Below are 13,350 nucleotides of genomic sequence, written 5' to 3' on the forward strand. Positions count from 1 at the left end.
CTTATGAATGTGAAACGTTCAAACCGTGGAGCCTGCCGCCCATGATCTCGAAACGCGAAATCGCCGCCGTCTGCGCCATGGCCCTTGTGGGCGGCGTGGCCGCATGCGCCCCGACGATCCGGCTGCAGGTGGATCCCATCCAGATCTACGCCAAGCTGGACGCCGACGTGCGTGTCCGTCTCGACCAGGAGCTGCGTCAGCTTCTGGAAGAGAACCCCAACCTGTTCTGATCGGAGGATCGGATGATGAATTTCCGCAAGCTGTTCGTGATCGGCGCCGCTGTCGCCGCCCTCGGCGTGGCCGGCGCCTCGCTGGCCCAGACCAACGCCCAGAAGTCCATGATCGATCAGGCCAAGGTCGAGGGCGTGGTGGGCGAGCAGGCCGACGGCTATCTGGGCTTCCGCTCGGGAACGTCGGACTCCGCCCTGCAGGAGGCCGTGCGCGTGACCAATGAGGCGCGCCGTCAGGCCTACGCCGCCCGGGCCGCCGAGACCGGCGTGTCCACCGAGGTGGCCGCCGCGCGCATGTTCGAAGCCCTGTTGCGGGCCCGTCTCTCCCGGGGCGAATGGTACCGCAACGCCCAAGGCCAGTGGGTCCAGAACTGATCGATCGGTCTGAACCCGCCTCGGTCTCGGCGCCCGACACCGGGCCCGGAAGTTCGCCCGTCCCCCCCCGAAAGGGGACGGGGATGGGCCGACGTGTGGCCCTGACCCTGCTTGCCGCCGCCGTTCTGGCCGGCCTGTCGGTGGCGGCCATGGGCTGGGGCTGGGGCGCCATGGGCGCATCGCCCATGACGGTTCACGGCTGGATCGCTCTCAGCATCGGCGCGGTCGGAACCGCCCTGCTCACCGCCGGTCTGATGATCCTGGCCTTTCACTCGCACCGCAGCGGCCATGACGACCGTGTCGAGCCCACCGAATTAATTGACGAGCGGATCAGGCGGCGGTTCTGACCGCGTCCTCCAGCAATGGCCGCAGGATCTGGTCCGCCAGGGCGCGGACCACCGGCACGGCCACCGCATCTCCCATCAACTTCAGGGCCGCCATTTCTCCGGTCGGCAGCCTGTAGCTGTCCGGCAGGCCCATCAGCCGCGCCGCCTCGCGGCCCGTCAGGCGCCGCACGCGGATCTGGCCCGCCTGACAGACCACCACGAACTGACGCGATGACCCCCCTGCGGGCGTGCGCAGGCACCCGGCGAGGCCGTCAAGGCGGATCTCCAGCCGCTGGACCTTCACGCCATTCTCGACCCGCACCCGGCGGTAGGCGGCGCCGACCCGCCGTTCGCCCGACGCGACCGCCGCATCCAGACGGGCCCGGTGCAGGGGCGACAGCAAATCCAGCAGGGGCGCCGCCTTCTCATCTTCCAACCAGTCGACCGCGTCATCCGGCTGCAGGAGGGCGGCCAGGTCAGTGTTGCGGCGCGGCGGCGCGGCCAGCCGCCACCAGACCCAGCCCGCCCTGAGGCCGTCGGGGAGGGCGGCGTGGGCGGCGCGGATGCGGGCGGAATGGAAGGGGTCGGCTCCGCTCCCGACGTCCGCGACCGGCCGGCGCGAGGCGATGAGGAACAGGCGGGGCCGCGACTGGGGCAGCCACAGGGCCGCGTCAGCCTCGACCGCTCCGAAGACATAGCCCCCGTCCTGCAGCGCACGGCACACGGCTGCGAAATCACGCCCATGGTTCGAGGTGAGCAGGCCCATGACGTTCTCGATCACGATCACGCCCGGCGCCCGGCCCTGCTCGGCCAGACCGGTCATCAACCGCCAGAACCCCCAGAAGGCCCCTGAGCGCCGGGCGTCCAGCCCGCCCCGCGCCCCGGCCAGGCTGACATCCTGACAGGGGGACGACGCCCAGGCCAGATCGGCCTGGCCGGGCAGGTCGCCCGGCGTCAGGTCCCAGACGTCGGCCAGCCGCAGGATGTCGGGATCGACGTGATTGGCGCGCCAGCTGGCGGCTTTGGCCCCATCCAGATCATTGGCGAAGGTCGTGCGGAAACCCGTCAGGCCCAGCCCGGCCAGCCCGCCCCCGGCGAAGAACTCATAGAGGTTGAACGGCCCGCGATTCGCCATGCGGCGACGCTAGCCCACCCTGCGCCCCCTTGCACGACTGACGTCGGGCCGGGCAGTCTGGGGCGTCAACGGAGACCTCACCATGCGCGCCCTCGCCCTTCTCGCTCCTCTCGCCGTCCTGACCCTCACCGCCTGCTCCCAGGGCGACTCGCCGGACCAGCCCGCGCCCGCGCCGGCGGAGCCCGACGCGGTTCTGGGCGGGGTGAACTTGGACGAACCCCTGCGGGCGCTGGGCACCGAACCGTTCTGGGCGGTCAACATCGACGGGGACGGCCTGGTCTATTCCGGGGTCGACCGGCCGGAGGAGCGGGCCCCCCACGCCGGGCCGCAGATGGCGGGAGCCACCGCCATGTGGAGCGGCCAGACCGACCAGGGCCGGGTCCTCAGCGTCACCCTGATCGAGACCCGATGTTCGGACGGCATGAGCGACCGGACCTACCCGCTGACCGCGCGGGTCGAGATTGGCGAGGAGGTTCTGAACGGCTGCGCCGCTTCGGTGGACTTTCTGATGAACACCGACGAACGGGGCGAGCCGCGAGGCTGAGCGGCAGGGTCACCCACCGCCGGTCGCCACGAAATCGCCCAAATTGAGCCCGGAAAGGGTTCTTCAACCCTTGGCGAACATGATTTACAGCTTGTGACGCGAAACGTCCGGAGCACGCCAACATGACAAAACGGCTCACCGCCGCAATGGTTGCGGTCTCGCTTGGGTTCTTCACCCTGGCCACGCCCCAGACCGCCCGAGCCGATGATCCCTACTGGCAGTGTGTGACCTTCGCGCGTCTTCTGTCGGGCATCCAGATCTTCGGCGACGCGTGGACCTGGTGGCGTCAGGCCGTCAGCAATTTCCGCACCGGCGAGGCGCCCGAGGCCGGATCGGTGCTGGTGTTCCAGCCCCACGGGCGCATGAACCGCGGCCATGTGGCGGTGGTCAGCGACATTCTGACCGAGCGGGTCATCCGCGTCACCCACGCCAACTGGGGGGGCAGCCGCGGCCGCGTCGAGGAGAACGTCACCGTGGTGGACGTCTCGCCCGCCGGGGACTGGAGCCGGGTCAAGGTCTGGTACAATCCGATCAATGGCCTGGGGTCCACCGTCTATCCGACCTATGGCTTCGTCTATCGCAGCGCCGAGGGCGCCACCCGCGACGCCATCCAGACCGCCCGCGCCGGCCAGGCGCAGGGTCAGCCCTGATCGGACGCTGACAGACTTCGCCTGAGCGCGGCGCGCGCCGCCTCGGGCTGAATCATCGGAAAGAAGTGGGTTCCCTCCGGAACCGTCTCCACCGTGACGCCGGGAATCTGTCCCGGCCCCAGGCTGCACGTGGATCCGCGCGCGCCCTTCAGGATGTGGACCGGCCGCTCCATGCGGCGGAGAACGGGCCAGGGGTCGTGCCCCTGGGCGGCGTAGTTCGACGCTTCCCATCCCGGCGCGCAGACAAGTTCGACGCCGTCCTCCACATCCCGGAATCCTTCGGCCACATAGTCGGCCAAGGCCTGTTCGGGCCAGTCCCGGAAAGCGCCGCGGCCGCGATAGGCCTCGATCGCCGCGTTCCGGCTGTCGAACCGGGCGCGGCGGCGCAGGGCGCCGGCCACCAGCGGGTAGCGACGCGCCATCCGGCCGGCCAGCGGCCAGCTCATCATCAGGGAGGCCGGGCGCGGCAGGATCACCGGATCGAACATGACCACCGACCGCACCCGGTGCTGGCGGCGCTCGGCGGCCAGCAGGGCCACGACCGCCCCCATGGAGTGACCGGCCAGCACGACCGGCGGCCCGTCCACCGCGTCGATCAGGGCGATCAGGTCGTCGCGGAAGTCATGCCAGTTGCGCCGCCAGACGGGATCGGCGGGAAGCCTGCTGCGTCCGTGGCCGCGCAGATCCGGCGCATGGATGCGCGCCTTGCCGGCCAGGGGCTCCAGCAGGAAGCGGTAGGTCGCGGCGTTGAAGCCGTTGGCGTGAACGAAGATCAGGTCGACGGGATGGCGCGGGTCGCCCAGGTCCAGCCCTGATATCGATCCATCCCCCTGGCCGGGGACAGCCTCGCTCGAGGGTGAGGTCATTCCCGGTTCCGTTCAGTCCGCGCGACAGTCGGCGCAGCGGCCGTGGCCCTCGATGGTCACGCGCTCCAGCACATAGCCGTTCTGTTCGGCCGGGCCGGACAGGCCGGCGGCGGCCGGAGGGCTCACCTCCACCGCCGCGCCGCAGCAGTCGCAGATCAGGAAGGCGGCGGCGTGGGCCCGCTCGCCGTGACTGCAGGCCACATAGGCGCTGATGGAGGCGATGCGGTGAGCCAGGCCCAGGCGCTCCAGGAATTCGAGGGCGCGGTAGACTGTGGGCGGCTTGGCGGCCTGGCCGTCCGCGCCGTAGGCGGCGATGAGGTCATAGGCCTTGACCGGTTCGCCCGAGGCCAGCAGCAGCTCCAGAACCCGGCGCCGGGGGCCGGTCATGCGCTCTCCCCGCCTGACGCAGCGCGCCTCGGCGTCGCCCAGGGCGGCGTTGACGTCGGCCGGACCGAGGCCGGTGTCATGTCGGTGGTGTGCGCAGGCTTCGCCCATGCCCTCCAGCTAATGGCTTGCGTTCGGAATCGCAACGCTTCGCGGCGCGTTGCCGTTAGGGACCTTGTGGGCTAGAAGGCGCGCTTCCCTTTCAAACCGAGCCTCGAGTTCATGTCCGACACCCAAGCGCCCGAAAGCCCGATCTCCGGCAACGTCCTGTTCTACAGCCAGCCCGAACCGCTGAATATGGAGCGCCACGGCAAGCTGGGCGTGAACCAGGCCGAGAAGCCCTACGCCTTCGTGGGCGGCACCAATGCGGTGCCTCTGACGGTGACCGAATTCTCGCCGGCGGCCCTGTCCTTCCCGGTGGTGTTCCTGGGTGATCCGAAGTCGCCGGTGGCGATCATGGGCCTGCGTCAGGACCAGAACCTCTTCGTGGACGAGGCGGGGCAGTATCTGTCCAGCGCCTATCTGCCGGCCTTCGTGCGCCGCTATCCCTTCGTCTTCGCCAATGACGAGGAGAACAAGCGCATGGTCCTGTGCATCGACCGCGGCGCGCCGTTCATCGCCGAAGGCGGCCAGGTGCCCCTGTTCGACGGCGACAAGCCCAGCGCCTTCACCGAGCAGGCCATGAAATTCTGCAACGACTTCGAACTGGAGCGCCAGCGCACGACCCGCTTCGTGGAGATGCTGGAGGAGCTGGATCTGTTCGAGATCAAGGAAGCCACCTTCACCCCGCGCAACCCGGACGGCTCGCCCGCTCCGGTGCAGAAGCTGGCCCAGTACTACGCCGTCTCCGAGGACAAGCTGAAGGCCCTGCCGGCCGAAAAGCTGGCTGAACTGCGAGACAACGGCGCCCTGGGCCAGATCTACGCCCATCTGGTGTCGCTGCTGGGCTGGGACCGGCTGGTGGCCATGACCCTGGATCGGGCCGGGCCGGTTCCGGCCGTCGCCAACGCCTGATCCCGGCGGACCCGAAAATTAAAGAGGCGGCGGAGCGATCCGCCGCCTCTTTTTTGTGCGCTAACGGCCCCTGGTCTGCTTGAGCGCGAGTTTATGCGCGTCGCCGGCCGCCGGTCTCAGCGGCGCAGGAGCAGGGTTCGCGACAGGCAGGAGAAGACCAGACGCCCATCCTCGTCCAGCAGGTCGTGCTGGGCGATGACGACGCCCCGGCCGTCGCCGACCGGATCCTTGCCCATCACCGTCATGCGTCCGCGAAGCAGTTCGCCGGAGGGCGGGTTTCGCATGAAGCGCAGGGCGTCCACAGCAAGGCCCTTGCTGACCGCCATGCCGCGCTCCGCCTCATCCGCCAGTCTGCGCCACAGGGCATAGACCATCGCATCCGGCGCGCCGTCGGCCGCGGGCCAGTGGGGCGCGAACCGTTCGATAAAGCCGGCTAGCGCCTCGCCGTCCACCGCACAGGCTCCGATGGGGAGCACCTGACCGACCTGGATGTCCTCGAAATGCAGGGCGTCGGCCATGCTCAGGCGGGCTCCTCTGACACCTTGACCAGCAGCTTGCCGTCATGGTCGCCGGTGAACAAGCGGTTCAGCGACTCCAGCGCCGATTCCAGGCCTTCGTCCACATGGACCTTCCACTGGATCTTTCCATCGGCCAGCCACGGACCCATCTCGGCGACCATTTCCCGGGCGCGGGGAGCGTAATCCAGCACCAGGAAACCCTGGATGTTGAGGCGGTGGGTGATGATGCGCGCGAAATTGGGCGAGGGGGGCGGGCGAGTGGCGTTGTAGGCCGAGATCAGCCCGCACACGGCCATGCGCCCATGCACGTTCATGCGGTTCCAGACCGCGTTCATGATGTCGCCGCCGACGTTCTCGAAATTGATATCGATTCCGTCCGGCGCCAGCCGGTCAAGGGCTTCGCCCACATCCTCGTTCTTGTAGTCCACGGCGCCGTCGAAGCCGAGCTCATCGGTGAGCCAGCGGCATTTCTCGGGCCCGCCGGCGATGCCTATGACCCGGGCCCCCCTGAGCCGGGCGATCTGGCCGGCGATGGAGCCCACGGCCCCGGCCGCGGCCGAGATCACCATGGTCTGGCCGGGCTCCGGCTGGCACACATCGGTGACGCCGAAATAGGCGGTCAGGCCGGTCATGCCCAGGACGCTGAGATTGGCGGTCAACGGCAGGCCCGGCGCCCGGTGCACGGGGCGCAGACCGTCTTCGGGGACCACCGCGTAGAGCGCCCATCCGCCGGACATGGGGGTGACGATGTCGCCCTTTTTGAAGCGTTCGGACTTGCTGTCCTCGACCACGCCCAAGGTCAGGCCCCGCATGACCTCGCCCAGTTTCACGGCGGGCAGGTAGCCTTCGGCGTCGTTCATCCAGGTGCGGTTGGTGGGATCCAGCGACAGATAGACGGTGCGCACGAGGACTTCGCCGGCCGTCAGGTCGGGAACCGGGCTTTCCACCAGTTCCAGATCCGTGGACTGGACCAGTCCCTTCGGGCGCTGACGCAAAATCCATTGGCGATTGGTGAGGGCCATGTTGGGGTCTCCAGGGACGTTTTCTTTCAGGACGCACCTTGACTGGCCTCGCGCCAAAAGAAAAGGGCGGGTCCATGAAGGACCCGCCCAAGTCAGCATCATCGAGAATGAGGCGCGGAGGCGACAGACTGGCTTGCGCCAGTCTCAAGTCGGGGGGGCGTCGCCGCCTCCGCAAGATGAGAACACCGACCCCTGCCCCCGGTTCCCACGCCGTGAAATTAATTCGTGCAGGACGCGAACGGCCAAGCTTCGGAACGGCCAAGCCTCCGACACGTTTGCCCTGGGACACCAACATGGACCGTCCTCAGGACCGGCCCGGATACGGAGCATCATTCATGACCCAACAACCGCCCAACGATCCCGGAAACACCGACGACCACGGCCCGGTGGTCTCGCCCCAGAGGGCGCGACAGGGCCGGGGCGGCATCCGGATCCTACTGGTGCTGATCGTGTCTCTGGTGCTGATCGTGCTGATCTACATGCTGCTCTGGGGCGGAACCCAGGAAGAGCTGGGCGAACTGGAGACCGCGCCTGACGAAGCGGCCGCGGCCCAGGCCTTCGAAGGGGACGCGTCCTCGCCGCCGCTGCCCGCCGACGGCGAAGCGGCCCCCGCCACGCCGGAGTAGGATCAAGAAAAAGGCCCGGCGGATCGCCGGGCCTTTCCAATTGCGGGTCGTATCGTCCGGATCAGGCGGCTTCTGTCTGGCGCGCCGGATGGAAAAACAGGGCCTGACTGATGGCCGCCTTCACCGTCTCCGGCTGGAAGGGCTTGGTGATCAGAAAGGTGGGCTCGGGCCGCTCCCCGGTCAGCAGACGCTCCGGGAAGGCGGTGATGAAGATCACCGGGACATTGATGCTCTTCAGGATGTCCTTGACCGCGTCGATGCCCGAGGACCCGTCCGCCAGCTGGATGTCGGCCAGAACCAGGCCGGGGCGATGGCGGGAAACCGCATCCACCGCCTCGTCGTGGGTGGTGGCTGTGGCCGAAACCGTATGGCCCAGTTCCTTGACCAGGGATTCGATATCGGCCGAAATGATCGGCTCGTCCTCGATGATCAGCACGTCAGTGGCCAGTTCCGCATCGATCTCACGCTGGGCGTCGCCGATCAGGCTCTCGATGTCGCTAAGCTCGGCGCCCAGGATCTGCGCGGCCTCGGACGGCGTGAAGCCTTCCAGGGCGGTCAGGAGAAACGCCTGACGGGACTTGGGCGCGATCTTCATCAGCCGCCGGGACGCGTCATCGTCGCTTTCCATCCCGCTCTTGTCTTCCAGCCGGGCGCCGGTGGCGACCCAGATGGTGTGGAAGACGTGATAAAGCGCCACACGGGGCGTCATGGCGGCGGGAAGCTGCTGCTCGCCCGCCGCGAGCGCCTCAAGGGCCACGCGGACGTAGTTGTCGCCGGTGCTCTGATCGCCGGTCAGGGCGCGCGCATAGCGGCGCACATAGGGCAGATGAGGCGCGAGTCTCGCCAAAAGGCTCATTCTTGGATTTCCCCGACATAAGATGTTCGTCCAGCCCGGCCGGAGCCGGGCGGTGATCCCGACCAACGTATCCGGGCGGCAACGGTTCCCGCCGTTCGGCGAAGCTTGAGCATTAAATCGGCTTAATGCCGGAACTCGTTGGGCAGAAAGGGCGTTGACCGTCCCGAACTGACACGCGAAGGCGTGCGCATCATCAAGAGTCGGGCGGCAAGCGCTTCATGATCGATCAATCAAACCAGTCCCGCCGGTCCCCGGCCCCGCCGGAAGACGGGGACGACGGGCTGGAAGAGGCGCGCCTGCGCCAACAGGCCATCGGGGTCAAGCTTCGGCACATGTTCGACCAGGTGGTCAATGAACCGGTGCCAGACGAGTTTCTGGACATTCTGCGCAAGGCCGACAAGAAGGCCGAGGGCGACTCATGACGGGTGCACGCTCTGCGGCTCCGAAACCTCCCTCATCGGACGACGAAGCCTTCAAGACCCAATTGGTCAGCCTGATCCCCCATCTGCGGGCCTTCGCCCGCACCCTGGCGGGCGACCCCACGGCAGCTGACGATCTGGCCCAAGACGCCATGATGAAGGCGTGGGACGCCCGCGCCAGCTATCAGATGGGCACCAACATGAAGGCCTGGACCTTCATGATCCTGCGCAACCAGTTCTATTCGGAAAAGCGCCGGTCCTGGCGTCAGTCACAACTGGACCAGGAGGCCGCCGAGCGCACTCTCGTGGCGGTGGACGATCCGGAGGCGCCTGTGGCCCTGGATGAACTGCGTCTGGCGCTGGCCAGCCTGCCGGAAGAGCAGCGCGAGGCTCTGGTGCTCGTCGGTGCGGGCGGCTTCGCCTACGAGGAGGCCGCCGAAATCTGCAACTGCGCGGTCGGCACGGTGAAGAGCCGGGTCAGCCGCGCGCGCCGGGCGCTGCAACAGACTCTGGAGCAGGGCGGCTACGCCCGCGACGGCAAGGCCGCCGGCGACGCCATGCGCTCCATTCTCGCCGATGCGGACCGGCTGAGTACGCAGCGGCAGGGTTAGGCCGGTGGTCCGGCTGGGGCGGCGTTTCGCCTCCAACAGGGCCCAGGGCATCCGCTTTCGTCTGGCCGCAGCCATGGCGGTGGCCCTGTTGCCAATCCTGCTTCTGAGCGCCGTTCAGACCCAGGCCGCCTTCCAGAACGAGGCGGAGGACCGGCGCAATGATCTGGTGCTGGGCGCCGAGCGCAGTGCGGCCACGGCCAAGGCGCGGCTGGACAGCGCCACGGTGCTGCTGGAGGTGCTGCGCCCTGAGTCGCTCGGCCTCTACTGCGCGCCGCGACTGCGGGCCCTGGTGGCCGAGCTGGACGGTTATGAAGCCCTGTATCGGTTCACCCCCAGCGGCCGGGTGGCGTGCGCCTCCACCTCGGTCCAGGGGGATCTGACGGTTCGCGACGCGCCCTGGTTTGCGCGAATCCAAGGCGGCGAGACCGTAGTGTTGACCCGGGCGCCGGACCGGCTGGCGGTCGAACCCGCCCTGCTGGCGGCCGTGCGCTCGGAGCGGCCCATGGGCGCCTTCGACGGGGTTCTGGCGGCGATCATTCCTCTATCGACGCTGCAGCCGGATGTCAGCGACCGGTCCCTGCCGGCAGGCACGGAGGTGGCCCTGACGGATGCGTCGGGCGCCTTGCTCACGGCGACCGACCCGGAGGCTTTTGAAACCCGGGATGGAGACGCCCTCACCGGGTGGGTGGACCGGGCGCGAGGGGGGGCGGTGGAGTTCCGCGCCCGGGATGCGTCGGGTCGGTCCCGTCTCTATGCGGGGGCGGCCCTGGCGGGGCGGGACGTGTATGTGCTGCTCTCCACGCCGGATCCCGGCCTTCTGTCCTGGGCGCAGCTGAACCCCACCGCCACGCTGCTGCTGCCTCTGGGCGCATGGCTTCTGGCGTTCCTGGCGGTGATGATCTTCACCGACCGCATCGTGATCCGCTGGCTGGACTACCTGGAGCGCATCGCCTCCATCTACGCCAAGGGGCGCTTCACGGTGCGCCCGGTCCAGGCCGAGAATGCACCGGCGGAGATCCGCGTTCTGGCGCGGACCCTGGACGAGATGGCGGAGGCCATCAGCGAGCGGGACCATTCGCTGACCGAATCCCTGGCGGAGAAGGACGCGCTGATGCGCGAGATCCACCACCGGGTTAAGAACAACCTGCAGATCATTTCCTCGCTGCTGAGCATGCAGCAGCGCGCCCTGACCGACCCGGCGGCGCGCGCGGCCGTCGGCGATACGCGTCAGCGCATTTCCGCCCTGGCCCTGATCTACCGCACCCTTTACCAGAGCCCGGACATCCGTGAGGCCGATCTGGCGGACTTCCTGCGGGAGCTGACGGGCCAGCTGGTCGCCTCGGAATCCGGGCGCGGTCCGGTGGTCTCCAGCCAGGTCACGGCGGACTCCCTGATCATTGACCCGGATCGTCTTGCGCCGTTGGCCCTGTGGGCGGTCGAGGCCATATCCAACGCCCAGAAGCACGCTTTCTCCGGGCGCGGAGGCACGCTCCATGTGCGGTTCACGGTTGATGAGGAGACCTGCCGCCTTGAGGTTGAGGACGACGGGCCGGGCACCGACGTCTCCACCTTGGAGGGCGGGGTCGGCCGCACCCTGATGACGGCGTTCGCCCGCCAGCTGCGGGGCGAGGCGGCGTTTGAAACACCGCCCCGGGGCGGCATGATCGCGCGCCTGACGTTCCCGCGGCCTGATCCCCCGCCGCCGTCGGTGCACGGCGCGCCGCTGAACTGATCAGCCTGCGGAACCGGGGCGGCTCCGTGGCGTTAGCCTGACCGTCACTGTCACGCTCCGGCCCCCGGAGCCATAGGAGCCAGACCATGCGCAAGATTTTCGCCCTCGCGGCCGCCGCCGCCCTGATGACCGTCGCGGCCTGCAACACCATTTCGGGCGTTGGCCAGGACGCCCAGGCCGCCGGCCAAGCCGTCGAGCAATGCGCCGAAGGCCAGACCTGCTGATCAGTTGAAGCCTGAAGTCATCGAGAGCCCCGCCGCCCCCGGCTGCGGGGCTCTCGTGTGTCTGGACCCCGGGAACGTCACGCTCTAGCTTGCCTTCCGGCCGCCCGCAGAGGCGGTGGGGGGACGTTTCATGAACGCAAGGGTCTCGGGGGATCAGGCGGCCAAAGGCCCCGGTCTGCGCACCGTCGTCGGAGCCTCGGCCGCAGGCACAGCCTTTGAATGGTATGACTTCTTCATCTTCGGCTCCCTGACCGCCATCATTGCTCGGCATTTCTACGCCGAGGTGGGGGAGGCGACCTCCTACATCCTGGCGCTGCTGACCTTCGGAGTCGGGTTCGTGGTCCGGCCGCTGGGCGCCCTGGTGTTCGGATGGTTCGGGGACCAGGTGGGGCGCAAGACCACCTTTCTGGTGACCATCACCCTGATGGGGGTCGCCACGGTGGCCATCGGCCTTTTGCCCGACTACAGCCAGGCGGGCATCATCGCCCCGATCCTGCTGATCACCATGCGCATCCTGCAGGGGTTCGCCCTGGGCGGCGAGTACGGCGGCGCGGCGATCTTCGTGGCCGAGCATTCGCCGAACGAGAAGCGCGGCTTCCTGACCGGCTGGATCCAGACCACCGCCGCGCTGGGCCTTATCGGGGCGCTGGTGGTGATCATCGTCACCCGTCTGATCGTGGGGAGCGAGGCGTTCAACGAGTGGGGCTGGCGCATCCCCTTCCTGCTGTCGGCCTTCCTGCTGGTGATCTCGCTCTGGATCCGGATGAAGCTGCATGAAAGCCCGGCCTTCCAGCGCATGGCCGCCGAGAGCACCGAAAAGCGGGCGCCGTTCAGGGAGTCTTTCCTGACCTGGCGCAACGGCCGGTTCGTGCTGCTGGCCCTGTTCGGCATCATGATCGCCCAGGGCGCGGTCTGGTACGCCGGCTATTTCTACACCCGCTTCTTCATGGAGCGGGTGCTGAAGGTGGAGGTGGCCACGGTGGACGCCCTGGTGCTGGGCGTGACGGTCGTGTCAGCGTTCCTCTATGTGTTCTTCGGCTGGCTGTCGGACCGGGTGGGCCGCAAGCCCGTGATGCTGTTCGGAATGATCCTGGCCCTGGTGGCCTTCTTCCCCGGATTCCAGGCCCTGACGCGGGCCGCCAATCCGGCCCTCGCCGAGGCCCAGGCGTCGGCGCCGGTGACGATGATCGCCGACCCGGCCACCTGCGCGGTGCAATTCGATCCCGTGGGCCGGGCCGCCTTCGCCTCGTCCTGTGATCTGGCCAAGGGCGTGCTGTCCGGCGCCGGGGTCAGCTATCGCAACGAGGCGGCGCCGGAAGGCTCAACCGCCATGGTCCGCATCGGCGACCGGCTGATTCCGTCACTGGAGGCGTCCAGCCTGGATGCCACGGGCCTCGCCGCCGCGCGCGCCGATGTGCAGGAGCGGGTGCGCGGAGCCCTGCTGGAGGCCGGCTATCCTGAACGGGCCGACCCGGAACGCATGAACCTGCCCGCCGTCTTCGGCATCCTGATGGTGTTCATCATCGCCGCCACGGCGCTGTATGGCCCCCAGGCGGCAGCGCTTGTGGAGCTGTTCCCGACGCGGGTGCGCTACACGGCGATGAGTCTGCCTTACCATGTGGGCACCGGCTGGGTCGGAGGCCTGCTGCCCGCCGCCAGTTTCGCCCTCGTGGCCTGGTCCGGGGACATCTATTTCGGTCTCTGGTATGCGGTGGGGTTCACGGCCGTGGCGGTGATCGTCAGCCTGATCTGGCTGCCGGAGACCCGGGGCCGTGATCTGGATTCCATCCAGACGTGATGCAGCCGGTCCGGCCCGTT

18 protein-coding genes are annotated in these 13,350 nt (G+C 68.4%); 12 read left to right on the forward strand and 6 right to left on the reverse strand.

Going from position 1 to position 13,350, the window contains the following annotated elements:
* The first annotated feature begins 41 nt into the window (after positions 1 to 41).
* From C0461_RS03075 to C0461_RS03085, 3 genes are all read left to right on the forward strand, one after another.
* On the forward strand, positions 42 to 230 hold the full coding sequence (locus C0461_RS03075; RefSeq protein WP_292103840.1) for a YnbE family lipoprotein: 189 nt from the start codon (positions 42 to 44) through the stop codon (positions 228 to 230).
* A 12-nt stretch (positions 231 to 242) separates the two neighbouring features.
* Positions 243 to 605 carry a DUF1318 domain-containing protein gene (locus C0461_RS03080; protein ID WP_292103842.1) on the forward strand — a complete coding sequence of 121 codons (363 nt, stop codon included), beginning with the start codon at positions 243 to 245 and terminating at the stop codon, positions 603 to 605.
* 83 nt (positions 606 to 688) lie between these two features.
* Entirely contained in the window at positions 689 to 952 is a 264-nt protein-coding gene (locus C0461_RS03085) for a hypothetical protein (protein WP_292103843.1), read from the forward strand.
* On the opposite strand, the gene C0461_RS03090 is transcribed toward C0461_RS03085, so the two are convergent.
* Positions 936 to 2,066: a DNA cytosine methyltransferase gene (locus tag C0461_RS03090; protein WP_292103844.1), complete on the reverse strand. Its 1,131-nt coding sequence runs from the start codon at positions 2,064 to 2,066 to the stop codon at positions 936 to 938. The genes C0461_RS03085 and C0461_RS03090 overlap by 17 nt on opposite strands.
* Positions 2,067 to 2,148: 82 nt before the next feature.
* On the opposite strand from C0461_RS03090, the gene C0461_RS03095 reads away from it, so the two are divergent.
* Together C0461_RS03095 and C0461_RS03100 are read left to right on the forward strand one after the other, a co-directional pair.
* A complete protein-coding gene (locus C0461_RS03095) occupies positions 2,149 to 2,610 on the forward strand; it encodes a hypothetical protein (protein WP_292103846.1) in 462 nt (153 codons plus the stop codon).
* A 122-nt stretch (positions 2,611 to 2,732) separates the two neighbouring features.
* Positions 2,733 to 3,260, forward strand: coding sequence for a CHAP domain-containing protein (locus tag C0461_RS03100; protein ID WP_292103849.1), 528 nt, complete (start codon positions 2,733 to 2,735; stop codon positions 3,258 to 3,260).
* Here the strand turns inward: C0461_RS03100 and C0461_RS03105 are convergent.
* Together C0461_RS03105 and C0461_RS03110 are read right to left on the reverse strand one after the other, a co-directional pair.
* Entirely contained in the window at positions 3,251 to 4,126 is an 876-nt protein-coding gene (locus tag C0461_RS03105; RefSeq protein WP_292103850.1) for an alpha/beta hydrolase, read from the reverse strand. The two genes, C0461_RS03100 and C0461_RS03105, sit on opposite strands and share 10 nt — an antisense overlap.
* 12 nt (positions 4,127 to 4,138) lie before the next feature.
* Positions 4,139 to 4,621 (reverse strand): Fur family transcriptional regulator, encoded by a 483-nt coding sequence (locus C0461_RS03110; RefSeq protein WP_292103852.1) that lies wholly within the window; start codon positions 4,619 to 4,621, stop codon positions 4,139 to 4,141.
* 111 nt (positions 4,622 to 4,732) lie between these two features.
* On the opposite strand from C0461_RS03110, the gene C0461_RS03115 reads away from it, so the two are divergent.
* A complete protein-coding gene (locus tag C0461_RS03115; RefSeq protein ID WP_292103854.1) occupies positions 4,733 to 5,524 on the forward strand; it encodes a SapC family protein in 792 nt (263 codons plus the stop codon).
* 116 nt (positions 5,525 to 5,640) lie between these two features.
* Here C0461_RS03115 and C0461_RS03120 read toward each other — a convergent pair whose 3' ends face one another.
* Both C0461_RS03120 and C0461_RS03125 read right to left on the reverse strand, forming a co-directional pair.
* Positions 5,641 to 6,042, reverse strand: a complete 402-nt coding sequence (locus tag C0461_RS03120) for an acyl dehydratase (protein ID WP_292103855.1) — start codon at positions 6,040 to 6,042, stop codon at positions 5,641 to 5,643.
* Between the two features lie 2 nt (positions 6,043 to 6,044).
* A complete protein-coding gene (locus tag C0461_RS03125; RefSeq protein WP_292103856.1) occupies positions 6,045 to 7,064 on the reverse strand; it encodes an NADP-dependent oxidoreductase in 1,020 nt (339 codons plus the stop codon).
* Between the two features lie 335 nt (positions 7,065 to 7,399).
* On the opposite strand from C0461_RS03125, the gene C0461_RS03130 reads away from it, so the two are divergent.
* A complete protein-coding gene (locus tag C0461_RS03130; protein WP_292103857.1) occupies positions 7,400 to 7,690 on the forward strand; it encodes a hypothetical protein in 291 nt (96 codons plus the stop codon).
* A 61-nt stretch (positions 7,691 to 7,751) separates the two neighbouring features.
* Here the strand turns inward: C0461_RS03130 and C0461_RS03135 are convergent, their stop codons facing one another.
* Positions 7,752 to 8,546 (reverse strand): response regulator, encoded by a 795-nt coding sequence (locus C0461_RS03135; protein ID WP_292103859.1) that lies wholly within the window; start codon positions 8,544 to 8,546, stop codon positions 7,752 to 7,754.
* Between the two features lie 218 nt (positions 8,547 to 8,764).
* Here C0461_RS03135 and C0461_RS03140 point away from each other — a divergent pair, with 218 nt between their 5' ends.
* The 5 genes from C0461_RS03140 (at position 8,765) to C0461_RS03160 (ending at position 13,330) form a co-directional block, all read left to right on the forward strand.
* Complete coding sequence (locus tag C0461_RS03140; RefSeq protein ID WP_292103860.1) at positions 8,765 to 8,968, forward strand: NepR family anti-sigma factor; 204 nt, start codon at positions 8,765 to 8,767, stop codon at positions 8,966 to 8,968.
* A complete protein-coding gene (locus C0461_RS03145) occupies positions 8,965 to 9,576 on the forward strand; it encodes a sigma-70 family RNA polymerase sigma factor (protein ID WP_196838346.1) in 612 nt (203 codons plus the stop codon). Before C0461_RS03140 ends, C0461_RS03145 begins: the two co-directional genes overlap by 4 nt.
* A 4-nt stretch (positions 9,577 to 9,580) precedes the next feature.
* Complete coding sequence (locus C0461_RS03150; RefSeq protein WP_363377446.1) at positions 9,581 to 11,308, forward strand: histidine kinase dimerization/phosphoacceptor domain -containing protein; 1,728 nt, start codon at positions 9,581 to 9,583, stop codon at positions 11,306 to 11,308.
* Positions 11,309 to 11,394: 86 nt separating this feature from the next.
* On the forward strand, positions 11,395 to 11,532 hold the full coding sequence (locus C0461_RS03155) for an entericidin A/B family lipoprotein (protein WP_292103868.1): 138 nt from the start codon (positions 11,395 to 11,397) through the stop codon (positions 11,530 to 11,532).
* 130 nt (positions 11,533 to 11,662) lie between these two features.
* Positions 11,663 to 13,330 (forward strand): MFS transporter, encoded by a 1,668-nt coding sequence (locus tag C0461_RS03160; RefSeq protein WP_292103870.1) that lies wholly within the window; start codon positions 11,663 to 11,665, stop codon positions 13,328 to 13,330.
* Positions 13,331 to 13,350: the final 20 nt, after the last annotated feature.

Origin of the sequence: Brevundimonas sp., from assembly GCF_013823285.1 — a bacterium.
Taxonomy (GTDB): domain Bacteria; phylum Pseudomonadota; class Alphaproteobacteria; order Caulobacterales; family Caulobacteraceae; genus Brevundimonas.

Coding starts and splice junctions, on each gene's coding strand:
- C0461_RS03075 (WP_292103840.1), top strand. CDS start 42: ATGATCTCGAAACGCGAAATCGCCGCCGTCTGCGCCATGGCCCTTGTG.
- C0461_RS03080 (WP_292103842.1), top strand. CDS start 243: ATGATGAATTTCCGCAAGCTGTTCGTGATCGGCGCCGCTGTCGCCGCC.
- C0461_RS03085 (WP_292103843.1), top strand. CDS start 689: ATGGGCCGACGTGTGGCCCTGACCCTGCTTGCCGCCGCCGTTCTGGCC.
- C0461_RS03090 (WP_292103844.1), bottom strand. CDS start 2,066: ATGGCGAATCGCGGGCCGTTCAACCTCTATGAGTTCTTCGCCGGGGGC.
- C0461_RS03095 (WP_292103846.1), top strand. CDS start 2,149: ATGCGCGCCCTCGCCCTTCTCGCTCCTCTCGCCGTCCTGACCCTCACC.
- C0461_RS03100 (WP_292103849.1), top strand. CDS start 2,733: ATGACAAAACGGCTCACCGCCGCAATGGTTGCGGTCTCGCTTGGGTTC.
- C0461_RS03105 (WP_292103850.1), bottom strand. CDS start 4,126: ATGACCTCACCCTCGAGCGAGGCTGTCCCCGGCCAGGGGGATGGATCG.
- C0461_RS03110 (WP_292103852.1), bottom strand. CDS start 4,621: ATGGGCGAAGCCTGCGCACACCACCGACATGACACCGGCCTCGGTCCG.
- C0461_RS03115 (WP_292103854.1), top strand. CDS start 4,733: ATGTCCGACACCCAAGCGCCCGAAAGCCCGATCTCCGGCAACGTCCTG.
- C0461_RS03120 (WP_292103855.1), bottom strand. CDS start 6,042: ATGGCCGACGCCCTGCATTTCGAGGACATCCAGGTCGGTCAGGTGCTC.
- C0461_RS03125 (WP_292103856.1), bottom strand. CDS start 7,064: ATGGCCCTCACCAATCGCCAATGGATTTTGCGTCAGCGCCCGAAGGGA.
- C0461_RS03130 (WP_292103857.1), top strand. CDS start 7,400: ATGACCCAACAACCGCCCAACGATCCCGGAAACACCGACGACCACGGC.
- C0461_RS03135 (WP_292103859.1), bottom strand. CDS start 8,546: ATGAGCCTTTTGGCGAGACTCGCGCCTCATCTGCCCTATGTGCGCCGC.
- C0461_RS03140 (WP_292103860.1), top strand. CDS start 8,765: ATGATCGATCAATCAAACCAGTCCCGCCGGTCCCCGGCCCCGCCGGAA.
- C0461_RS03145 (WP_196838346.1), top strand. CDS start 8,965: ATGACGGGTGCACGCTCTGCGGCTCCGAAACCTCCCTCATCGGACGAC.
- C0461_RS03155 (WP_292103868.1), top strand. CDS start 11,395: ATGCGCAAGATTTTCGCCCTCGCGGCCGCCGCCGCCCTGATGACCGTC.
- C0461_RS03160 (WP_292103870.1), top strand. CDS start 11,663: ATGAACGCAAGGGTCTCGGGGGATCAGGCGGCCAAAGGCCCCGGTCTG.